The following is a 21,755-nucleotide window of genomic DNA, read 5'->3' as shown; positions in this document are numbered from 1 at the left end:
GCCTTCTTCGGTGCCGACGTTGTAGGTGAGCTCCTGGCCGAGAGGCCTCACTCATCGCCGCCGCAGGCACGAAACGCCTCGCACTCCGTCGGCAGCGACGTTCGCCCCCGGCCGTCGTCCCGCCCCAGGCGTACCGTGGCGCCGTCGCCGACCGGTTCGAGCGCCGAGCCGGATCGCCTCGATGAAGGGTGTGACCGCGGTCCGACGGCGTCCTCGTCCGACGCTGCGGCATCGTCGGCCGGGCCATACATGATCAGGACCTCGACCCAGCTGTCGCCGACCAGGAAGTTGCATGCTGCAGACGCCGGGCACAGCGTCCGTTCTGGGTGAAGCAGGACAGCTTGCGTGGAGTCCGGCCACGGCCCGGATTCGCCCGTTCGCCCAGCGTTCGTAGTAGAACGTCTGCCAGTCGGCGTGCGACCCGGGCAGGACTGGTCAACTCGGCCCACCGTTCCGTGCCGACCGGCGTCCCACCCTGCCGCCAGGTCTGCTCGGCTCACCATTGCTCCACGCTGCAGTGCATGCCCTCCGAGCGCCACGGTCGCCGCCCACAGCAGCGGTGTTCGCACTGGACGGGTCAGCCGTAAACGCGGGCCTCCAGGGTACGCCGTGAGGGCGCGAGCGCCGTCGCCGACCACGTCCTGGCTGGGACGAGGTTCTCGCACCCGAAGCCGTATGAGCTCACCGGCGCAGTGGGCTCAGCCGTCGCCGAGTGGCTTCGGTGTCGCGGACGACACCGTCGTGTGGATGTCGCGTCGGAGCCGCTTCAGCTCGGCGTGCACGCGGCTCAGCCCCAGAACCAATACGGCGGCGATCGCCGCTCCCCCGATACGTCTCATAGCTCGATCATAGGAACTGGCGCGCGGGCCGATATGCCGTTCCGATCACGTCTCTACAACGACTGTCGGACCCATGCGGAAACAGGCATACAGATCGAGGGTTCTCCCCGATGCGTCTGGTGGAAACGACGCAGGGCGCCTCCCGAAGGAGACGCCCTGCGCAGGTGTTGCTGTCGGACTTAGAAGTCCATGCCACCGGTCGGGTCGCCGGCCGGAGCCGGGTTCTTCTCCGGCTTGTCGGCGACGACGGCCTCGGTGGTGAGGAACAGGCCGGCGATCGACGCTGCGTTGAGCAGCGCGGAGCGGGTGACCTTCACCGGGTCGTTGATGCCGGCAGCGAGCATGTCGACGTACTCACCGGTCGCGGCGTTGAGGCCGTGTCCGACGGGCAGGTTGCGGACCTTGTCGGCGACGACGCCAGGCTCGAGGCCTGCGTTGAGCGCGATCTGCTTGAGCGGAGCGTCGATGGCGACCTTGACGATGTTCGCACCGGTCGCCTCGTCGCCGACGAGCTCGAGCTTCTCGAACGCGGTCTTGCCGGCCTGGATCAGGGCGACGCCACCACCGGCGACGATGCCCTCTTCGACGGCAGCCTTCGCGTTGCGAACGGCGTCCTCGATGCGGTGCTTGCGCTCCTTGAGCTCGACCTCGGTCGCTGCACCGGCCTTGATGACCGCAACACCGCCCGCGAGCTTGGCGAGACGCTCCTGGAGCTTCTCGCGGTCGTAGTCGCTGTCGGTGTTGTCGATCTCCTTGCGGATCTGCGAGACACGACCGGCGATGGCGTCGGCGTCGCCGGCACCCTCGACGATGGTGGTCTCATCCTTGGTGATGACGACCTTGCGAGCACGGCCGAGCAGGTCGAGGGTGACGGTCTCGAGCTTGAGGCCGACCTCCTCGGAGATGACCTGGCCACCGGTGAGGATGGCGATGTCCTGCAGCTGAGCCTTGCGGCGGTCGCCGAAGCCCGGAGCCTTGACGGCGACGGACTTGAAGATGCCACGGATCTTGTTGACGACGAGCGTCGCGAGAGCTTCGCCGTCGACGTCCTCAGCGATGATGAGGAGCTGCTTGCCCGACTGGATGACCTGGTCGACGATCGGCAGGAGGTCCTTGATCGCGGAGATCTTCTGGTTGGCGATGAGGATGTAGGGGTCCTCGAACACCGCTTCCTGGCGGTCGGGGTCGGTCACGAAGTACTGCGACAGGTAGCCCTTGTCGAAGCGCATGCCCTCGGTGAGCTCGAGCTCGGTGCCGAAGGTGTTCGACTCCTCGACGGTGACGACGCCCTCCTTGCCGACCTTGTCGATCGCCTCGGCGATGATCTCGCCGATGGTGGTGTCGCCGGCGGAGATGGAAGCGGTCGCAGCGATCTCCTCCTTGGTCTCCACCTCCTTGGCGTTGGCGATGAGCTCGACCGTGACGGCCTCGACGGCCTTCTCGATGCCGCGCTTGAGGCTGATGGGGTCGGCGCCTGCGGCGACGTTGCGGAGGCCCTCGCGGACGAGCGCCTGTGCCAGCACGGTCGCCGTGGTGGTGCCGTCGCCGGCGACGTCATCGGTCTTCTTGGCGACCTCCTTGACGAGCTCCGCGCCGATCTTCTCGTACGGGTCGTCGAGTTCGATCTCCTTGGCGATGGACACGCCGTCGTTGGTGATCGTGGGGGCGCCCCACTTCTTCTCGAGGACAACGTTGCGACCGCGCGGCCCAAGGGTGACCTTGACCGTGTCAGCAAGAATGTTCAGTCCACGCTCGAGGCCGCGACGGGCCTCCTCGTCGAAAGCAATGATCTTAGCCATGTGTGTTTTTCGTCCCTCCCGGACGTCATGAACGTTGTTAGCACTCAATGAGTACGAGTGCTAAGTCGATTCTGGCACTCAGGGGGTGGGAGTGCAAGTGAGCACCGGCGCCCTGAGCGAACTCCCGGGAACAGCCCCGGAACGACGAACGACGCCGCCCACCGAAGTGGACGGCGTCGCAGGAATCGCGTACCTGATCAGCGGCTACGCCAGGCGCACACCCTCGGCCTGAGGCCCCTTTGCTCCAGTGCCGACCTCGAAGACGACCGCCTGGCCCTCTTCCAAGGACTTGTAGCCGCTCATGTCGATCGCCGAGTAGTGGACGAAGACATCCTGTCCGCCGTCGTCGACCGTGATGAAGCCGAAGCCCTTCTCAGCGTTGAACCACTTGACGGTTCCGTTCGCCATTTCATACTCCCATTGCTGCGTGCTCGCAGGCATCGACTGTTGCCGAACCCGGACCTGCCATCCGGGATCGGGACCCCGGTGACCACCCTGCGCCGAAGCGGACCCGGGGGCGAGTCGAGACGGGACGGGATGAGCGGCCAGTTCCAGATACTAATCCGGAGCACCGCGCGGATTCACCCTCGAAATCGACAAACGGGGCGGAGTGATACGACAACTCAACATGGAGGAAACACTCCGGAAACACGGCGTGCCTGCGACCTGCTCGATCGACCTGCTCCAGCCGCGCTCAGGCGGCCGGCTGGTAGTCCGCGCCGACCACGACGACGATGCGGAGGACCGGTGCCTCGCCCTCCTCGACGGGGATCGCGTACGTGTCCGTGATCTGGATCGGGATGCCGCCGAGCGCGTTCGCGATGGCGCGGGCGACGCCCTCCTGCGACGGATCCTGGTAGTAGACGCCGCTCGCCGTGACGTCCTCCGTGCTGGCGTCGCTCGTCGGGATCTGCTGCGTGAAGCCGGCGGCCGTGATCGCTGCCGCCGCCGATGCGGCCAGGCCGGCGGTGGGTGTGCCGTTCAGGACGAGGATGCTGGCCGCGGGGTCGACGACGGGGGCCACCTCGGTCGGGGTGGGGGTCGGCGTTGGCGTGGCGCTCGGGCTCTGCGAGCCGCCGAAGAAGTCGATCCGGTCGTTCAGCCCGAAGAGGGCGAAGGTGCCGACCCCCACGAGGACGAGCGTGGCGACGACGGCGACGAGGAAGGCGATCCAGCCGCGTCCCTTGGGAGCAGGGGCACGGTGCGCGCCGACGCGCTTGAGGTCGGGGACCTCGTCGAAGCGGTCGGGCGGGAAGGATTCAGCCATGGTGTGGTCTCCGAGAGCTGCTCAGCCGTCGGTGCGGGGAGCCGAGGCTCCTCGCGCCGAGAGTCGGGCGTCGCGGGTGCGCTGCAGCCGCTTGATCAGCATGGGGTCGTGGGCGAGGGCGGACGGCGAGTCGATGAGCGCGCCGAGCAGTTGATAGTACCGGGCCGGGGACAGGGCGAAGCGGTCGCGGATGGCGGCCTCCTTGGCCCCGACGTGCTGCATCCAGTGGGACTCGAACTCGAGGATCTCGAGCTCGCGCTGGTCGAGGCCTCCCGTCGGCGTCGACGCGTCGTCATCGGCAGGCGTGCGCGACGCTGGCTGCATGCTCATCTCCTGCCGATCGGTGCCGATGCGGCGACCGTGGAGTCATGCTCCGGTCCGCCGCCGTCCAAGTCTATTCAGCCGATGGCCGCCGGGCCGCATCCACCCCGGCGAGGGCCGACGTTCACCGGGAAGGATCAGGCTCGGTGCAGTGTTATGGAATACGTCGGGAGCCGCATGCACGAGGCAGCCCCGCACGTAGGATGACCGAGACGAATGGAGCAGCATGACGTACGACGTGTCGAAGACCGATGAGCAGTGGCGCGAGGAACTCACGCCGGAGCAGTATCAGGTCCTCCGCGGAGCGGCGACCGAGCGGGCCTGGACCGGTGAGCTCCTCGACGAGTCGCGCGCGGGCCTCTACACCTGTGCCGCCTGCAACGCCGAACTCTTCAAGAGCGGTACCAAGTTCGATTCCGGCTGCGGATGGCCGAGCTTCTACGAGTCCGTGAACCCCGAGGCGGTGCAGCTCATCGAGGACCGCACCCTCGGCATGGTGCGCACCGAGGTCCGGTGCGCCAACTGCGGCTCGCACCTCGGCCACGTGTTCGACGACGGCTTCGGCACGCCCACCGGCGACCGCTACTGCATGAACTCGATCGCGCTCAACTTCGCCGCGGCCGACACCACCGAGCCGACGGAGTGACCGAACCGGTCGAGCGCCCCGTCCTCGCCGCCGTCGCCGGGCGGCGTTCGTGGTCCAAGGTCACCGACGTCGCTCCGAGTGACGCGGAACTCCTCGAGGTCCTCGCGGCGGCCGGTCGGGTGGCCGACCACAGCGCCCTGCGTCCGTGGCGGGTCATCACCCTCCGCGGCGACGACCGCGTGAAGCTCGGCCGGGCGCTCGCGAAGGCGGAGGGCGACTCGAAGCCCTCGACGAAGCCGCTCCGCGCGCCCCTGTTGCTCGCCGTCGTCGTGAGCGTGAAGAAGTCGAAGGTGCCCGCCTGGGAGCAGGAGGCGGTCGCGGCCGGAGTGGCCCACATGGTCAGTCTCCTGCTCGACGACGCCGGTTGGGGCGTGTTCTGGCGCACCGGCGGCGCGACTCGCGCCAAAGCGGTCCGGAAGGCACACGGCCTGAAGAAGGGCGAGGAGCTCCTCGGCTGGCTGTACGTCGGAGGGAAGCCGGGTAACGCTCGCACAGGGCGCCGCAAGACGATCAACGCGAAGGCGCACCTCAGCTCCATGCCCTGAGGACGGAGTCGCTCACGGCATCCGACGGCTCGACGGCTCGACTCAGTCGGCGGACGACGATGCCGTGGGACGACGCCTGAACCGCGCCGATGCGATCGCCACGGCGGCGAACGCGAGGAGTGTCCCGATGACCGTCGCGACATGCACGCCGCCGTCGTCGGTGGGCAGGAGCACGTCGAGGGCGAGCGCACTCAGGGTCTGACCGGCCACCGTGCCGAGCCCGAGGATGAGCACGCCCGTGTGCTGCACGAGGAACGCCGCCACGGCGATGAACACGCATCCGATCGGGCCGCCGAGGTAGAGCCACCACTCCCCCGGGAGCGGTCCGGGCGGCGCGACGATGACCGCGTGCAGCACGGCGGCGATGACCAGCACGACCGTCCCCACGATGAAGTTGATGAACGTGGCGGCGAGCGTGCTCTGTGCCCGCATCTTCACGCGGCCGTTGACCGCCTGCTGCCAGCCGATCCCGATCCCGGCGAGCAGCGGCAGGACGAGCAGGCCGAGTGGGATGCTCCCGCCGAGCTCGCCCGAGACCGCGACGCCGACTGCGATGAGGGCGACGACCGCCCCGAGGACGCGCTGGACGCTGAACCCGACGACGCCTCCCGGGCCGAAGCCGATCCGGTCGAGCACGAGTCCGCTCGCGGTCTGGCCGGCGACGACCGCGACCGTGAAGAGGGCGACGCCGAGCGTGGCGGCGGTGAGCCCCTGCGAGAGCACGAGGAACGCGCCGGCACACCCACCGAGCACCGTCCACCAGGGCATCTCCCTGCGTCGGACGGCACCGGCCACCGTGGAGAGACCGCGACGACCGGTACGGGACAGCGCCAGTCCGACGGTGAGGATGATCAAGCCGCCGCCGAACGAGATCGCAGCTGCGGTGAACCCGTCGCCGAGTCGCGCGCCGAGCTCGCCGTTCAACCGGGCCTGCACCGCGATGAAGGCACCGCTGACGACGGCGATGAGGAGCGCGAGCGGCGCTGGGACACGGGTCACGGGAGGGTTCCTTCCAATGAGGAACCGCCCACTCAGCGAGGCTGAGCGGGCGGTTCTCGGCTGGAGCCGACGACGGGACTTGAACCCGTAACCTACGCTTTACAAGAGCGTTGCGCTACCAATTGCGCCACGTCGGCCGACAGGGGCTGGCCCCGGTCCCATCCATCCTACGATGACGGCGGATCAGCCGTTGGTCACGGGCGACTCGCTGGCACCCGGCGTCGGCGTGCCGGTGGAGTAGCTCTCGCTCGAGACGGCGAGGACGAAGGCCGCGAACTGCTCGGCGTCGGTGAGCGAACCCGTGTACTGCTTGCCGTTCACCAGGATGGTCGGCGTCCCCTCGACCTTGGCGACGTCGGTGCCGGGCAGCGGGCCGCTGCGCGCACGGTCGGTCGAGTCCTTCACCCACGACTTGTAGGTGCCGTCGTCGATGCAGGCGTTGATCTTCTTCTCGCCGCCGGAGATGACGCCCTTGGCGATCGACTTCAGCTCGGCGTCGGTCAGGCCCTCGGTGTTCTCCTTGGGCTGGTTCTCGAACAGTGCGGTGTTGAAGGAGAAGAAGTCGTTCGGCGAGTACTCCGCGACGCAGGCCGCCGCGTTCGAGGCGCGCAGCGAGTACTGCGTCCCGAGCGAGAGGTTGCTCAGCGTTGCGAGGGGGTGCACCGTGTAGGTCGCGGCGCCGGCCTCGAGCCAACCCTTGACCTGCTCGGCGTTCGTGGTCTCGAACTGACCGCAGTAGGGGCAGAGGAAGTCCTGGTAGACGGAGATCTCGACGCCGTCGGCGGCCGGGGTCTCGGTGGCTGCCGGCGTCTCGGCCGGGGCGGGCTCCGCGGGGGCGGCCGGATCGGTCGCGCTCGGCGTCGGCGTGGACGCACCGGCCGGGGCTCCGACCAGCTGCAAGCCGGCGGAGACGGTGAAGCCGTCGTTCTTGGCCGCGGTCGGGACCGGTCCGGCGGGCTTGATCGACGTCACGATGATGACCGCCACCACCGCCACGATCGCGAGCGCACCGAGCACGATGCCGCCCTGGAGCAGCACCCGGTTGCGGCGGTCGCGGCGCTTCTGCTGCTCGCGCAGCACCCGCGCCTTCTCGCGTGCCGCGTCGCGTCGTTCGTTCTTGGTCGGTCGGTTCTGCGATCCAGCGCCAGACATTGATCCTCGTTTCGGGGGGCTCGCGCTGCGGAGACGAGGCAGCGCCAAACAGAGTAATCGTAGACCTGCCGCCTGGGAGAGGCCCAAACCAGGCCGGGAGCCGGCTGTGCGTCCACCGAGAGATCCACTGGCCGCTGGACCTTCCATTCACAGGTGGTCGTGGCATACTGGAACGGCGAACCGGCCATCGATGACGGGTTCGCGTCCATTCACAACGGATCGTCCGGCACGTACCTGCCGGTGAAGGAGAACAACCATGGCGTCTGTGACGTTCGACAACGCAACCCGTTTCTACCCGGGTGGCACCCGCCCCGCGGTCGACAAGCTGAACCTCGAGGTCGCCGACGGCGAATTCCTCGTCCTCGTCGGCCCGTCCGGCTGCGGCAAGTCCACCTCCCTCCGCATGCTCGCCGGCCTCGAAGAGGTCAACGACGGCCACATCTTCATCGGCGACCGCGACGTCACCGACGTGCCGCCGAAGGACCGCGACATCGCGATGGTGTTCCAGAACTACGCGCTCTACCCGCACATGACCGTCGCCGAGAACATGGGCTTCGCGCTCAAGATCGCCGGTGTCGGCAAGGAAGAGCGTGCCACCCGCGTGCTCGAAGCCGCCAAGCTCCTCGACCTCGAGGACTACCTGACCCGCAAGCCGAAGGCGCTCTCCGGTGGTCAGCGTCAGCGCGTCGCGATGGGTCGAGCCATCGTCCGTCAGCCCCAGGTCTTCCTCATGGACGAGCCGCTGTCGAACCTCGACGCCAAGCTCCGCGTCCAGACCCGCACCCAGATCGCGTCGCTGCAGCGTCGTCTCGGCGTCACCACCGTCTACGTCACCCACGACCAGACCGAGGCGCTCACCATGGGCGACCGCATCGCGGTCCTCAAGGACGGCATCCTGCAGCAGGTCGGCACCCCGCGCGACCTCTACGAGAAGCCGAACAACGTCTTCGTCGCCGGCTTCATCGGCAGCCCGGCCATGAACCTGTTCGAGGGCGAGATCGCCGACGGCGGCATCAAGCTCGGCGGATTCATCATCCCGGTCGAGCGCGAGATCACCGACGCCGCTCCGTCGAAGAACGTCACGGTCGGCGTGCGCCCCGAGGACATCACCGTGTCCAGCAACTCGGGCTCCGGCATCGAGGTGACCGTCGACCTCGTCGAGGAGCTCGGCGCCGACGGCTACCTCTACGGCCACACCGACGTCTCCGGCAAGCGCACCGACATCGTCGCCCGCGTCGACGGTCGCAACCACGCGCACATCGGCGACACGGTGTTCCTCGCGCCGACGCCGCACCACGTGCACGCGTTCGACTCGGCATCGGGTGAGCGTCTGGGCAACAAGCCGGTCGTGTCCTCCTCGATCTAGTTTCCCGCCGACGATGGTCGAGCGGTCGGTCTCCGATCGCTCGGCCATCGTCGTTTTCGCTTGTCCAGTCTCAGTACGACGATCCCCGAGGAGCGCTCCGCACCATGTCCGGCGCATTGAACATCACCGCTGCCACCGTCGACCCGGCGCTGCTCGATCTCCCCTGGGAGCTCCCCCTCGAGAACTGGCCGAATGAGGCCATCGCCTCGCTCCCGAAGGGCATCTCGCGCCACCTGGTCCGGTTCGCGAACCTGTCCGGCTACGTCATCGCCGTCAAGGAGACGACCGCGGAGATGGCGAAGGGCGAGTACGACATGCTGCGCACCCTGCAGCGGCTCGACATCCCCTGCGTCGACCCGCTCGCGGTCATCACGAACCGGAGCGATCGCAAGGGCCGTGAGCTGCCGAGCGTGCTCGTGACGCGGCACCTGAAGTTCTCACTCCCCTACCGTGCGCTCTTCCAGGGCACCCTCCGGCCCGACACCGCGACCCGCCTCGTCGACGCGCTCGCCGTCCTCCTCGTCCGCCTCCACATCGTCGGCTTCTTCTGGGGTGACGTGTCGCTGTCGAACACGCTCTTCCGGCGTGACGCGGGAGCTTTCGCCGCCTACCTCGTCGACGCCGAGACGGGCAAGCTCTACGAGGGCGGGCTGTCGAACGGGCAGCGTGAGAACGACCTCGAGATCGCCCGGGTGAACATCGCCGGCGAGCTCCTCGATCTCGAGGCCGGCGGACGCGCCGACGCCGAACTCGACCCCGTCACCGTGAGCAACGGCATCGTCGCCGCCTACCGGTCCCTCTGGAAGGAGCTCACGGGCTCCGAGTCCTTCGACGCGTCCGAGCGCTGGCGCATCACCGAGCGCGTCCACCGTCTGAACGAACTCGGCTTCGACATCGAGGAACTCGCGATCAAGACGACCGACGAGGGCTCGACCGTGCGGATCCAGCCGAAGGTCGTCGACGCCGGGCATCACCAGCGCCGCCTCCTGCGGCTCACCGGCCTCGACGCGGGCGAGAACCAGGCGAGGCGCCTGCTCAACGATCTCGACGCCTACTCGGCCTCGTTCGGGAAGGACGGGTTCGACGAGGAGATGGCGGCGCACGAGTGGCTCATCCGCGTGTTCGAGCCGGTGGTGAAGGCGATCCCGCGCGAACTCCGCGGCAAGCTCGAGCCCGCCGAGATCTTCCACCAACTCCTGGAGCACCGCTGGTTCCTCGCGCAGAACGAGGGTCGCGACATCCCGCTGGCGGAAGCCGTCGGTTCCTACGTGAACACCGTCCTGCGGCACCGCCGCGACGAGGCGACCATGATCGTGCCGCCGACCGAGGCGATCAGCATCCCCGCCGCCATGACCGGACCGGTCGACTGGCGAGACCTCGTCTGACCACGTCCGTCTCCTCGACTGACGACAGACAGGCCCTCGGAACGGAGATCCGTTCCGAGGGCCTGTCCTCGTTCGTGCGGCGCGAGCGCCGGTCGCCTACTCGGCGTTCCGGCGACGCGCGATCTCGTACAGCGTCACGCTGGCCGCGATCCCGGCGTTGAGCGATTCGGTCGAGGCCGAGATCGGGATCGACACGACCGCGTCGCAGGTCTCGGTGACGAGGCGGGACAGGCCCTTGCCCTCGCTGCCGACGACCACGAGGATCGGCTGGTCGGCGAGTTCGAGCCCGGGAAGGGAGACGTCGCCGTCGCCGTCGAGACCGATCACGAAGACGCCGCGCTCCTTGAACGCCTTGAGCGTCTGGGTGAGGTTGGCGGCCATCGCGACCGGCGTCCGAGCCGCCGCTCCTGCCGAGGTCTTCCACGCGGAGGCGGTGAGGCCCACGCTCCGGCGCTGCGGCAGGATCACGCCGTGACCACCGAAGGCTGCGGTCGATCGGATGATCGCACCCAGGTTCCGGGGGTCGGTGATGCCGTCGAGGGCGATGAACAACGGGTTCTCGCCACGGGCGATGACCTGGTCGAGCAACTCCATGGGGTGCGCGTACTCGTAGGGCGGCACCTTGATGGCGAGGCCCTGGTGCACGCCGTCGAACCCGGCCATGCGGTCGAGCTCCGGACGCATGACCTCGAGCACCGGGATCCCGCGTCGGGTGGCGATGCTGAGCGCCTCCTTCACCCGGTCGTCCATCTCGATGCGGGTCGCGACGTACAGCGTGGTGGCTGGGATCTTCGCGCGGAGCGCTTCGAGGACGGAGTTGCGGCCGGTGACGACCTCGGACTCGTCGCTCGACTTCTGCTTGGTCCGGCCGTTCGTGGACGGGCGTCCGTTCTGGCCGGCCGCCTGCCTCGGCTTGCCGGTGCCGCCGGAGGCCGCGTAGCGCTCCTGCGCGGCCTTCCGCTTGCCGGCCGGGTGCCAGGCGCGGTCCTCGGCCTTGGGGGTCGGTCCACGACCCTCGAGCGCCTTGCGGCCGAGGCCGCCGGTGCCCTTGGTGGGACCCTTCTTCGCTTTCTTCGGCCCGGTCGGGCGGGAAGGCTTACTTGCCACTGATACTCCAATGTGCTCCGGACGGGGTGTCTTCGATGGTGATCCCAGCCGCTGTGAGTTCGTCGCGGATCCGGTCGGCCGCTGCGAAGTCCTTGGCGACCCTGGCGTCCGCGCGATCGACGAGCAGACGCTCGACGAGTGCGGACAGGGATCGGTGAGTGACGGGGTCGGTGCCCGACGACCACGAAGGGTCGGTCGGGTCGATGCCGAGCACCCGGGTCATGTCGAGGACGGCGACCGCACGCTCGCGGGCTGTCGCCAGGTCGTCGCCGCCATCGAGGGCGGCGTTGCCGACGCGCACGGCGTCATGCAACACGGCGAGCGCGCGGGGGATGTTCAGGTCGTCGTCCATCGCCTCGACGAAGGCGGCCGGGAGCGTCGCTCGACTGGCGGCCGTGGTCGTCTCGGTGAGCAGGTCGGCGCGGGCGGCACGATCGAGGAAGCCCTCGATGCGTCCGAGTGCGGCTTCGGCCTCGGCGAGTGCGCCCGGATGGAACTCGAGCGTCGATCGGTACTGCGCTGCACCGAGGTAGTAGCGGACCACGAGCGGCCGGGCTGCTGCCAAGAGGTCGGCTGCGTAGACGGAGTTGCCGAGGGACTTCGACATCTTCTGCCCGCCCGTGACGGCGACCAGCCCGTTGTGCAACCAGTACCGGGCGAAGGGGTCGCCGGCTGCGCTCGACTGGGCGAGCTCGTTCTCGTGGTGGGGGAAGCGGAGGTCGAGTCCGCCGCCGTGGATGTCGAACTCCTCGCCGAGGTACTTGGTCGACATCGCCGAGCACTCGATGTGCCAGCCGGGCCGTCCCTCGCCCCAGGGCGACATCCAGCTCGCCGAGCGCGGCTCCCCAGGCTTGGTGCCCTTCCAGAGCGCGAAGTCGCGGGGATCGCGTTTGCCGCGCGGGTCGGCGTCGGTCGCGGCCTCCATGTGCTCGGCGCTCTGCCGGGTGAGTTCGCCGTAGCGGCTCCATGAGGCGGTGTCGAAGTAGACGTCGCCGGAGTCGTCGGGAGCCGGGTACGCGTGCCCGGCGTCGATGAGCCGCTCGATGAGCTCCTGCATCTCCGGGATGCTCGCCGTCGCGCGTGGCTCGTAGCTCGGGGGCAGGATGCCCAGGGCACGGTAGGCGGCCGTGAACTCGAGTTCGTACCGGTAGGCGAGCGCCCACCACTCCTCGCCGGGCTGGGCGAACCCGCCCTCGACGCCGGCGGCGGCGTTCGCGAGGATCTTGTCGTCGATGTCGGTGACGTTGCGGACGAGCGTGACGCGGACCCCGGAGGCCGTCAGCCAGCGTCGCAGCTGGTCGTAGACGAGCGCGCTGCGCAGGTGTCCGATGTGCGGAGAGGACTGCACGGTCGGTCCGCAGACGTACAGCCCCGCCTCGGCTTCGCGGAGCGGCACGAAGTCCCGGAGGGACTGCGTTTTCGAATCGTAGAGTCGGAGGGCCACGAGACCAGACTAGCCGCCGTCGTCCGGGCATGATGGTCCCATGACCACGGGACGCGACGACCAGCAGGTTCTCCGCGCGCGACTCGCGGCCCAGCTCCTCGCCGGAGCCGATCACCGCTCCCCCACGGGTGTCGTCTCGCGGCTGCTCGCGGTCCAGGCCCAAGACCTCGCTTCGTCGCTGTGGGCGGTCGGCGTCAGGTCGAGCGGCACGACGATGGACGAGGTGCTCGCGGCGCTCGAGGACGGCTCGATCGTCCGGTCCTGGCCGATGCGCGGCACCCTGCATCTCGTCGCCGCCGAGGACCTCGGGTGGCTGCTCGGACTCGGTGTCCCGCGGGTCCGCTCGACGATCGCGGCCAGACACCGTCAGCTCGAGCTCGACGCCGAGACCTTCTCGCGCTCCCGTGCGCTCACCGAGGGACTGCTCAGCGGGCATCGGCGCGTGACGAGGGATGAGCTGTTGACGGCCCACACCGATGCCGGGATCCCGATCGACGGACAACGGGGCTCCCACCTCATCATGGAACTCGCGATGTCGGGCGTGGTCTGCTGGGGACCTCCAGCAGGAAGACAGCAGGCACTCGTCCTGACTGAGGAGTGGATCCGTGCACCGCGGGTGCTCGAGGCGGACGAGGCGCTCGGCGAGTTCGTCGTCCGGTATCTCACCGGCCACGGCCCGTCGACGATCGCCGACCTCACCTGGTGGTCGAAGCTCACCGTCGCACAGGCGAAACGCGGCGTCGAGGTGGCCGCCGGACGGCTGGTCTCCGAGTCGCGCGACGGGTGTCACCCGCTGGTCGGCGTCCGAGGGCATCGAGCCGTCACCTGCTCCACGGCGACCACGGGTGCTCGCGCTTCCCGGATTCGACGAACTGCTCCTCGGCTACCGCGACCGCGAGCTGACGCTCCCGGCGGCGTTCGCAGACCGCATCGTCCCCGGCGCGAACGGCATCTTCCTCCCGATGATCGCCGTCGACGGACGCGTCGTCGGCACCTGGCGCCGACGGACGAGCGCGACCGGCGTCGTCGTCACCCCGACGCCGTTCCAACCGCTGTCGCAGCGGGTGCAGGCGGGGTTCCGACGAGCCGCTGGCGAATACGGCCGGTTCCTCGGGCTCGGTGCGTCGGTCGACGAGGGCACGTCCGCCGACTGAGGACCGACCCGTCAGCGGCGCTCGATGAGGGCGGTGGCGATGGCTGTGACACCCTCGCCACGGCCGGTGAACCCGAGCGCATCCGTGGTCGTCGCCGCGATGCTGACCGGCCCGTGGACGAGCGCGCTCAACACGCCCTCCGCCTCCGTCCGACGGGGCGCGAACCGCGGGCGGTTGCCGACGAGCTGCACCGCGACGTTGACGACGACGAAGCCCGCGGCGTGCAGCCGTTCGACAGCTGCCCGCAGGAAGACCTCGCCGCTCGCCCCGGCGAAGCGGGGGTCATCGGTGCCGAACATGGAGCCGATGTCGCCGAGGCCGGCAGCGGACAGCAGGGCGTCGACGATGGCATGGGCGACCGCATCCCCGTCGCTGTGTCCGGCCAGCGGCCGTTCCCCCGGCCAGCTGAGGCCCGCGAGGCTCAGCTCGCCGTCGTCGGCGAAGGCGTGGACGTCGACGCCGATGCCGGTCCTGATCGAGGAGGTCGGCCGTGCGCCCACCTCGCGCTCTCGGCCTCGGTCCGCCAGGAGTCGCTCAGCACGCTGGGCGTCCCACGGGGTCGTGATCTTGAACGCCGCCTCCGATCCCGCGACCGTGAGGACGGGATGTCCGGCGTCCGCGTAGAGCGCCGCATCGTCGGTGGCCGCCGCGAGGCGGTCCTCGGCGACGCGGAAGGCCGCGATGAGGGCATCACGCGGGAACGCCTGCGGTGTCTGGACGGCTCTGAGGGCGGCCCGATCAACGGTCTGCTCGACGAGGTCGCTCGCGTCGACCCGCTTGATCGTGTCGGTCACCGGGAGCCCCGGCACGACCCCCCACCCCGTTCGCGCGGCGGCGTCGATCACCCGTTCGAACTGTTCGGTCGGGGTGAGTGCTCGTGCGGCGTCGTGGACGAGCACCGTGCGGACTCCCGGCCACAGGGCGGCGAGTCCGGCGAGGACGGAGGACTGTCTCGTGTCGCCTCCGACGACGACGCGGAGGTGGTCGGCCGCCTTCCCCGCCGCGCGACGACCGATCGTCTCCGCCTCACCGACGCGATCCGCTGGGACCACGACGACGACCTGGACCGCGTCCCGCAGGCGGAAGACCGGGGCGAGCGCGTGTTCGAGCACGGTGCTGCCGGCGAGCGACACGAACGCCTTCGGGATGCCGGCACCGAGGCGCGTCCCACTGCCCGCCGCCACGACGATCACGCCGACAGCCGGGCCGTCCAGGGATGGGTCGGCAACGGCACCCGGTTCGTCGATCGCAGTCATGCCACGAGCCTACTTCTCGGGCGCCCCGCCCGAACGGACGGTCGGCTCAGGAGGCGAGGACCTCGTCGAGGACGGACGACGCCTGCTCCTCGTCGGTCTGCTCCGCCAACGCCAGTTCGGAGACCAGGATCTGGCGGGCCTTCGCGAGCATCCGCTTCTCTCCCGCTGAGAGGCCTCGGTCCTGGTCGCGACGCCACAGGTCGCGGACCACCTCGGAGACCTTGATGACATCGCCCGAGGCCAGCTTCTCGAGGTTCGCCTTGTAGCGGCGGGACCAGTTCGTCGGCTCCTCGGTGAACGGCGCACGGAGCACGTCGAACACGCGGTCGACACCCTCGCGTCCGATGACGTCGCGCACCCCGACCAGGTCGACGTTCTCGGCCGGGACCTCGATCATGAGGTCGCCCTGGGTGACGCGGAGCTTGAGGTAGAGCTTCTCCTCGCCCTTGATGATCCGGGTCTTCACCTCGGTGATGGTCGCGGCGCCATGGTGCGGGTAGACGACGGTCTCGCCAACTTCGAAGATCATGGGTCTCGGTCCCTTCAGCGTCTCCCAGAATACCACGGGACCCCTGATCAGAGCCGGGTACCGGGTGCCCCGCGGACCGGGTGGCGCACCGGCCGATCACGGGTCGACGACCCGGCCACACCCCTTCGCAGCCGTGGGCTAGACTCGAATCCGGATCCCGGGACACCTGTCACTCGTCTGCGCCCGGGGCCACCACATCTTGGAGGGTTCTGTGAAGGCGCGTCTCATCGCTTCCATCGTCGTCGCGGGTGCTGTCGCACTCGGCATGAGCGGTTGCAACCTCATCGCGCCGCAGGCGACCCTGAAGCACTACGACGCCTCGGACGGCGTCGGTGTCACCGTCGGCTCCGTGGCCGTCCGCAACGCCATCGTCGTCTCCGACGACGGCGAGACCGGCAACCTCGTCTTCAGCGTCGCGAACCGCGACGACCGCGCCCACACGGTGCTGATCGAGATCGAGGGCAAGGACGAGCAGTTCCAGGTCCTCGCGGAGCCCGGCCTGACGACGTTCGACGGCTCGGGAGCCAACGACCCGCTGCGCATCGAGTCCCTCGGCATCGCAGCCCGGAGCCGTCCTGGACGTCTTCTTCCAGTACGGCGACGAGACGGGCGCCACGGCGAGCGTGCCGGTCCTCACCGGCCAGCTGCTCGAGTACTCCACGCTCGTCCCGACGCCGCTGCCGACGGATGAGCCCACCGAGACGCCGACGCCGCTCGCGACGCCCACCACGGAGCCGACCGAATAACGCTCCGTCGCCCAACACGACCGAACGCCCCGCACCTCTTCAGAGTTGCGGGGCGTTCGTCCGTCCTGGACCTGCGTCAGGCCTCGAAGCGGTAGCCGAGCCCACGCACGGTGACGAGCATCACCGGTTCGGAGGGGTTCGCCTCGATCCGGGAACGGATGCGCTTGATGTGGACGTCGAGCGTCTTGGTGTCGCCGTAGTAGTCGCTCCCCCACACCCGGTCGATCAGCTGACCACGGGTGAGGACCCGTCCGGCGTTCCGCAGGAGCAGCTCGAGCAGCTCGTACTCCTTGAGCGGCATCGGGATCGGCGCCCCGTTGACCTCGACGACATGACGTTCGGTGTCCATCCGGACCGTGCCGGCCTCGAGCAGCACCTCCTCCTGCGCCTGGTCCGCCTCGACACGGCGTCGCAGCACCGCCCTGATCCGCGCGAGCAGCTCGCGGGTCGAGTAGGGCTTCGTGACGTAGTCGTCGGCGCCCAGCTCGAGCCCGACGACGATGTCGACCTCGGAGTCCTTCGCGGTCAGCATGATGATCGGCGTGCTCGAGACCGCGCGGATCTGACGGCAGACCTCCGTCCCGGGGATGCCGGGGAGCATGAGGTCGAGCAACACGAGGTCCGCGCCGCGAGCCGTGAAGGCCTGGACCGCCGAGGGGCCGTCCTCCGCCACCTCGACCTCGTACCCCTCCCGTTCGAGCAGGTAGCTCAATGGTTCGCTCAGGGACGCTTCGTCTTCGACGAGCAGGATGCGGGTCACGGGGTACTCCTTGCCGTGCCGGTGGAGAGGTCCTCCGGCGGGGTCGTTGCTCTGGGAAGGCGGATGGTGAACGTCGAGCCACGGCCCAGCTGCGACCAGACCTTCACTTCGCCGCCGTGGTTCTGGACGGTGTGCTTGACGATGCTGAGGCCGAGGCCGGTGCCGCCCGTGTGGCGGGACCGCGCCTGGTCGACGCGGAAGAACCGTTCGAAGACCCGATCGCGGTCCTCTTCGGCGATCCCGACGCCCTGATCGGTGACGGCGATCTCGACGACGTCGTCGACCGCCCGGACGCCGACACCCACGTGTGCGCCGGTGGGCGAGTAGTGGATGGCGTTCGAGATGAGGTTGTGCACGGCGACGACGAGCATGGCCTCGTCACCGTACACCTCGAGGTTCTTGCCGCCTTTGAGGGAGAGCCCCACCCCGGTCGCCTCGGCCGGCACGCGGTTCTGGTCCACCGCCGCGGCGATGACCCGATCGAGGCGGACGAGTTCCGGCTGATGGAGGGCGTCGGCCGCCTGCAACCGCGAGAGGTCGATGATCTCCGCCGTCATCCGGGTGAGTCGCTGCGACTCGGTCGAGAGCCGGCTGGCGAACCGCTTCACCCGTTCCGGGTCGTCCGCCGCCGTGTCGAGTGCTTCCGAGAGGAGCCCGATGGCGCCGATCGGCGTCTTCAACTCGTGGCTGATGTTCGCGATGAAGTCCCGGCGGACCTCGTCGAGTCGACGCGCCTCCGTGTGGTCCTCGGCGAGCAGCAGGATGAACCGCGACCCGAGCGGCGCCGCCCGCACGCGCAGGTGCCGGGTTGCCTCACCGAAGCGCCCGAGCGCGAGTTCCAGGTCGCTCGTGACGGCCTCGCCGGTGCGGCGGACCTCGAGCGCGAGGTCGATGAACTCCTGGTTGTCGAGCACGCGGTCGCGCACCAGCCCGAGCGCGAAGGCCCCAGGAGAGGCCTTCAGCACGTTGTTGGACGGATCGACGACGATGCCCGCGCTGTCGAGGGCCTCGAGCACCTGGTCGACCCCGTCGGGCACGACCGGGTTGACGACCGTCGCGGCGCGCTCGCCCCGTCTGAGGGCGAGGGTGATGAGGGCGACGAAACCGCCCCCGACGATGAGGCCGAGTGCCAGGGCGATCAGCACCAACCACATGGTGTCCATGGGTACTACGTTACTCAGTCCGCCGAACGCCGAACTCGCGAATACCCCGCCACTTCGACGACTGTTCACGCTTGGTGCCCCAACTGTTAACCTTGGTTCGGCATCATCGGCGGAGCGGGCATCTGCCTGCCCACCGCCAGGTCACGGAAGGACGGCACCCAGAGCCATGCGCGAGGTATTCCAGCAGTCACTGCGAGAGGTCCAGGATCGCCTGGTCGAGATCGCCGAACTCGTCACGATCTCCATCGAGAAGGCGACGCAGTCCTTCGGCAACTCGGACGTCGCGGTCGCTGAAGAGGTCATCGCCAACGACAACCGCATCGACCAGCTCGCGATCGAACTCGACGAGCTCGCCATCGACATCCTCGCCCGCCAGCAGCCGGTCGCGCGCGACCTCCGCATCGTCGTGAGCGCGCTGCGCATCAGCGCGTCGCTCGAGCGGATGGGTGACATGGCCGAGCACATCGCCCAGCTGTCGCGGTACCGCTTCCCCGACAAGGCCGTGCCCAAGGGCCTGCGGACCACCTTCGCCGAGATGGGGCGACTCGACGTCTCGATCGCTCGCAAGCTGACGGAGCTGCTGCGCACCCAGGACCCGCGCATCGCCGACGAGATCCGCAACGACGACGACGACGTCGACGAGCTGCACGCCAGCGTCTTCGAGAAGGTCCTCGGCGACACCTGGAAGGGTGAGCCCGTCGCGACCGTCGACGCCACCCTGGCCTCGCGGTACCACGAGCGCTTCGCCGACCACGCCGTCTCCATCGCCAAGAAGGTCCAGTACCTCGCGACGGGCGACTGGATCCCCGAGGCGACCACGCCGGTGCACCACTGACCAGCTGATCCCGGACACCCCGACGAGCGGTGTCGACCCGAGACCGGGTCGGCACCGCTCGTCTGTTCGTGCGGGACTAGCTCATCCGACGACGGGTGATCGCGCCGCCTGCCAGGAGCAGGAGGCCGAGGACCGTGGCGAGGCCGGCGAGCGGCAGGAGCTGACCCGCGGCGCTGCCGGTGTCGGCGAGCGTCGGCTCAGCTGAACGCGCGGCCGAGGCCGTCGTGTTCGAGCCGGTCGAGGACGCCGCCGTCGCGGTGGTGATCACCGTGGCGGGGACCGTCGGCACGACGGGGGTCACCGGGGTGGTGGGGTCCGTCGGGTCGGTCGGGTCCGTGGGGTCCGTCGGGTCGACCGGGGTGGTGGGATCGGTCGTCCCGGGACCACCGGTCTCGCTGTCCCCGATCACGGAGATCGCGTTGCCGCCGATCGTGACCGGCAGCTCCAGGCCGAGGTCGATCTGGTTCCCACCGCCGAGGCTGTCGTCACCATCCGTGGTCGACGTGGCGCCGCCGGACGATGCCGGAGCGGAGGCCGAGGTGCCCGTCGACTCGGAGTCGCCGATCACGCTGACGGCGTTGCCCACCACCGAGATCGGGAGCCCGACGTCGCCGAGGACCTGGTTGCCACCGGCGACACTGTCGTCACCGGTCGTGGTCGACGGCGCCGCCGGAACAGCCGCACCACCCGACGTGGCAGGCGCACCCGCCTCCTCACTGCTCGAATCACCGAACAGCGAGATGGCGTTCCCACCGACCGTGACCGGAACGGTCACCACCGGCGACACCTGGTTCCCACCGGCGACACTGTCGTCACCGGAGGTGGTCGACGGCGCCGCCGGAACAGCCGCACCACCCGACGTGGCAGGCGCACCCGCCTGCTCGCTGCTCGAATCACCGAACAGCGAGATGGCGTTCCCACCGACCGTGACCGGAACGGTCACCACCGGCGACACCTGGTTCCCACCGGCGACACTGTCGTCACCGGACGTGGTCGCCTCGTCGGTGACCGGTGAGGCGGACTCCCCCGCCACCGGTCCGGACGTCGAACCCGACTGCTCGGCATCGCCGATGATCGAGATCGCGTTGTCCTCGACCGTCACCGGGATGGAGACGGGCAACTGGACCTGGTTCCCACCCGCGACACTGTCGTCACCACTGGTGGTGGCGGCCGGCGCGGGCTCGGGCACCGGTGCGGGCTCCGGCGCAGGTGCCGGCTCCGGTGCTGGTGCCGGCTCCGGTGCGGGTGCCGGCTCAGGTGCGGGTGCCGGCTCAGGCGCCGGTACCGCCTCGGGTGCGGACGTCGCCGTTGAATCGCCGACGACGCTCACCGCGGTGTCGACGATCTCGACGGGGGCCTCGAGGACCACGTCGACGAGGGTTCCGCCGAGGATGCTGTCGTCCCCGGACGTGTCGGCGTTGGCCGCCGTAGCGCCGAGGAACGTGAGTCCCGCGACGAACAGGCCACAGTAGAGGCCTTTCTTGACATACGAATTCATGATTCCTGCTCCTTGCAGAGTGACTGATGTGCTCCCGTGGTCGGGAGGCTTCGGACCGTTGAACCGCCCAGTGGGCGGGTCTCCGCCGCGAACGGCAGAGTGGTCCGGGGTCAGTCAGGAGAGGTATCGGAGGGGAACGTGGGTGAAGCCGGGAGGTCTTCGTCTCGCGCAGGTCCGCGACGGTCGTCGCCGGGCGCAGGGAGGATGACGGAGATCGACTGTTCGGCCGCTGCGGCGCCACCGACGGCCCCACCGGAGCCGGAGGACCCGGAGCCGCTCGGCGTGACGGCCCAGCGGCCGTCGGCGTCCGGCAGCAGCGGAAGGTTCGCAGGGGTGGCGGGGAGGCTGGACGATCCGACGACGGCGGCGGGCTCGGCCGCGGTGGACGACGTGTCTTCGCGATCCTGGCCGCCCGACACGGTCGTCCGAGTCGCCCTGCTGGACGGACGGCGGTCCGAGGACCGTCGTCGGGAGGATCGCGCCGCCGGCGGTCGAGTCAGTGGCCGACACGTCCGCTGCCGGGCCCTGCGGAAGCGCTGGGACGACCGGATCGATGATCGGCGTACTGGGGACCGGGACCGCGGCGACGACGTCGGCGACGCCGGTCAACGTCTGGTCGACCGTTTGCACGACCGGATCGACGATCGCGGCGACGGGTGCTGCGCCGACGGTCTCCTCGACCACGTCGTTCACCACCGGTACCGCCGCGACGGTCTCGTCGACGACGTCGACCACCGGTTCGAGCACGGTGGTGTCGACGACGTCGACGACCTCGGCGACAGCATTGACGGGCTGTTCGAGCGAGCCGACGACCTCGGTCACCGCGCCCAGGAGCGACGGATCGGTGGCACCGTCGTCGGCATGCGCGGAGGACGGGCGACCCGAAGAGGGCCACCGCCGTGAACGCCGCGGCGGCGAAGCCACCGAGCGCCAGGGCGCGCCAC

21 protein-coding genes, 1 tRNA gene and 1 pseudogene are annotated in these 21,755 nt (G+C 69.4%); 8 read left to right on the top strand and 15 right to left on the bottom strand.

Translation table 11 applies throughout. The annotated features are described in order from the left end of the window. Positions 1–698 precede the first annotated feature (698 nt). The 5 genes from AC5JOC_RS06170 to AC5JOC_RS06150 form a co-directional block, all read right to left on the bottom strand. Positions 699–839, bottom strand: coding sequence for a hypothetical protein (locus AC5JOC_RS06170; RefSeq protein ID WP_494245787.1), 141 nt, complete (start codon positions 837–839; stop codon positions 699–701). Positions 840–1,018: 179 nt separating this feature from the next. Further along, positions 1,019–2,638 carry a chaperonin GroEL gene (groL, locus tag AC5JOC_RS06165; RefSeq protein ID WP_064296567.1) on the bottom strand — a complete coding sequence of 540 codons (1,620 nt, stop codon included), beginning with the start codon at positions 2,636–2,638 and terminating at the stop codon, positions 1,019–1,021. A gap of 204 nt (positions 2,639–2,842) precedes the next feature. Beyond that, positions 2,843–3,046, bottom strand: a complete 204-nt coding sequence (locus AC5JOC_RS06160; RefSeq protein WP_079705369.1) for a cold-shock protein — start codon at positions 3,044–3,046, stop codon at positions 2,843–2,845. 286 nt (positions 3,047–3,332) lie between these two features. Beyond that, a complete protein-coding gene (locus AC5JOC_RS06155; protein WP_079705367.1) occupies positions 3,333–3,905 on the bottom strand; it encodes a LytR C-terminal domain-containing protein in 573 nt (190 codons plus the stop codon). Positions 3,906–3,926: 21 nt separating this feature from the next. Then, on the bottom strand, positions 3,927–4,235 hold the full coding sequence (locus AC5JOC_RS06150; protein WP_079705365.1) for a DUF3263 domain-containing protein: 309 nt from the start codon (positions 4,233–4,235) through the stop codon (positions 3,927–3,929). 217 nt (positions 4,236–4,452) lie between these two features. On the opposite strand from AC5JOC_RS06150, the gene msrB reads away from it, so the two are divergent. Continuing rightward, positions 4,453–4,872 (top strand): peptide-methionine (R)-S-oxide reductase MsrB, encoded by a 420-nt coding sequence (gene msrB, locus AC5JOC_RS06145; RefSeq protein ID WP_079705364.1) that lies wholly within the window; start codon positions 4,453–4,455, stop codon positions 4,870–4,872. Next, positions 4,869–5,417 (top strand): nitroreductase family protein, encoded by a 549-nt coding sequence (locus AC5JOC_RS06140; RefSeq protein ID WP_192005404.1) that lies wholly within the window; start codon positions 4,869–4,871, stop codon positions 5,415–5,417. The genes msrB and AC5JOC_RS06140 overlap by 4 nt, the downstream gene beginning before the upstream one ends. A 42-nt stretch (positions 5,418–5,459) precedes the next feature. On the opposite strand, the gene AC5JOC_RS06135 is transcribed toward AC5JOC_RS06140, so the two are convergent. From AC5JOC_RS06135 to AC5JOC_RS06125, 3 genes are all read right to left on the bottom strand, one after another. Next, positions 5,460–6,416 (bottom strand): DMT family transporter, encoded by a 957-nt coding sequence (locus AC5JOC_RS06135; RefSeq protein WP_494245783.1) that lies wholly within the window; start codon positions 6,414–6,416, stop codon positions 5,460–5,462. Positions 6,417–6,477: 61 nt separating this feature from the next. Beyond that, positions 6,478–6,553 (bottom strand) — tRNA-Thr (locus AC5JOC_RS06130). A gap of 46 nt (positions 6,554–6,599) precedes the next feature. After that, complete coding sequence (locus tag AC5JOC_RS06125; protein ID WP_494245782.1) at positions 6,600–7,568, bottom strand: DsbA family protein; 969 nt, start codon at positions 7,566–7,568, stop codon at positions 6,600–6,602. 256 nt (positions 7,569–7,824) lie between these two features. Between AC5JOC_RS06125 and AC5JOC_RS06120 the strand changes: the two genes are divergently transcribed. Both AC5JOC_RS06120 and AC5JOC_RS06115 read left to right on the top strand, forming a co-directional pair. Next, entirely contained in the window at positions 7,825–8,934 is a 1,110-nt protein-coding gene (locus AC5JOC_RS06120) for an ABC transporter ATP-binding protein (RefSeq protein WP_079705359.1), read from the top strand. Positions 8,935–9,038: 104 nt separating this feature from the next. Then, positions 9,039–10,319 (top strand): DUF4032 domain-containing protein, encoded by a 1,281-nt coding sequence (locus AC5JOC_RS06115; protein ID WP_064296363.1) that lies wholly within the window; start codon positions 9,039–9,041, stop codon positions 10,317–10,319. A 96-nt stretch (positions 10,320–10,415) separates the two neighbouring features. On the opposite strand, the gene rlmB is transcribed toward AC5JOC_RS06115, so the two are convergent. Both rlmB and cysS read right to left on the bottom strand, forming a co-directional pair. Continuing rightward, positions 10,416–11,426, bottom strand: a complete 1,011-nt coding sequence (rlmB, locus tag AC5JOC_RS06110) for a 23S rRNA (guanosine(2251)-2'-O)-methyltransferase RlmB (RefSeq protein ID WP_064296364.1) — start codon at positions 11,424–11,426, stop codon at positions 10,416–10,418. Then, positions 11,416–12,870, bottom strand: coding sequence for a cysteine--tRNA ligase (gene cysS / locus AC5JOC_RS06105; protein WP_159878060.1), 1,455 nt, complete (start codon positions 12,868–12,870; stop codon positions 11,416–11,418). The genes rlmB and cysS overlap by 11 nt, the downstream gene beginning before the upstream one ends. A 40-nt stretch (positions 12,871–12,910) precedes the next feature. Between cysS and AC5JOC_RS06100 the strand changes: the two are divergent. Beyond that, positions 12,911–14,024, top strand: a pseudogene (locus tag AC5JOC_RS06100) (winged helix DNA-binding domain-containing protein). 11 nt (positions 14,025–14,035) lie between these two features. Here AC5JOC_RS06100 and ispD read toward each other — a convergent pair. Further along, the gene (gene ispD / locus AC5JOC_RS06095) at positions 14,036–15,280 is read right to left on the bottom strand and encodes a 2-C-methyl-D-erythritol 4-phosphate cytidylyltransferase (RefSeq protein ID WP_494245778.1); all 1,245 of its coding nucleotides are present in this window, start codon (positions 15,278–15,280) and stop codon (positions 14,036–14,038) included. A gap of 46 nt (positions 15,281–15,326) precedes the next feature. Beyond that, the gene (locus AC5JOC_RS06090) at positions 15,327–15,809 is read right to left on the bottom strand and encodes a CarD family transcriptional regulator (RefSeq protein ID WP_064296368.1); all 483 of its coding nucleotides are present in this window, start codon (positions 15,807–15,809) and stop codon (positions 15,327–15,329) included. A 211-nt stretch (positions 15,810–16,020) separates the two neighbouring features. Between AC5JOC_RS06090 and AC5JOC_RS06085 the strand changes: the two genes are divergently transcribed. Beyond that, positions 16,021–16,500 carry a hypothetical protein gene (locus AC5JOC_RS06085; RefSeq protein ID WP_494245776.1) on the top strand — a complete coding sequence of 160 codons (480 nt, stop codon included), beginning with the start codon at positions 16,021–16,023 and terminating at the stop codon, positions 16,498–16,500. Between the two features lie 131 nt (positions 16,501–16,631). Here the strand turns inward: AC5JOC_RS06085 and AC5JOC_RS06080 are convergent, their stop codons facing one another. Then, positions 16,632–17,315: a response regulator gene (locus tag AC5JOC_RS06080; protein WP_064296370.1), complete on the bottom strand. Its 684-nt coding sequence runs from the start codon at positions 17,313–17,315 to the stop codon at positions 16,632–16,634. Continuing rightward, positions 17,312–18,478, bottom strand: coding sequence for a sensor histidine kinase (locus AC5JOC_RS06075; protein WP_079705355.1), 1,167 nt, complete (start codon positions 18,476–18,478; stop codon positions 17,312–17,314). The genes AC5JOC_RS06080 and AC5JOC_RS06075 overlap by 4 nt, the downstream gene beginning before the upstream one ends. A 166-nt stretch (positions 18,479–18,644) precedes the next feature. Between AC5JOC_RS06075 and phoU the strand changes: the two genes are divergently transcribed. Then, complete coding sequence (gene phoU / locus AC5JOC_RS06070) at positions 18,645–19,313, top strand: phosphate signaling complex protein PhoU (protein WP_064296372.1); 669 nt, start codon at positions 18,645–18,647, stop codon at positions 19,311–19,313. A 76-nt stretch (positions 19,314–19,389) separates the two neighbouring features. Here the strand turns inward: phoU and AC5JOC_RS06065 are convergent, their stop codons facing one another. Beyond that, on the bottom strand, positions 19,390–20,811 hold the full coding sequence (locus AC5JOC_RS06065; RefSeq protein WP_494245774.1) for a chaplin family protein: 1,422 nt from the start codon (positions 20,809–20,811) through the stop codon (positions 19,390–19,392). A 624-nt stretch (positions 20,812–21,435) separates the two neighbouring features. Here AC5JOC_RS06065 and AC5JOC_RS06060 point away from each other — a divergent pair. Continuing rightward, positions 21,436–21,714, top strand: coding sequence for a hypothetical protein (locus AC5JOC_RS06060; RefSeq protein WP_494245772.1), 279 nt, complete (start codon positions 21,436–21,438; stop codon positions 21,712–21,714). Positions 21,715–21,755: the final 41 nt, after the last annotated feature.

Source organism: Plantibacter sp. (assembly GCF_059073635.1).
This window is presented reverse-complemented; position numbering and strand designations above follow the sequence as displayed.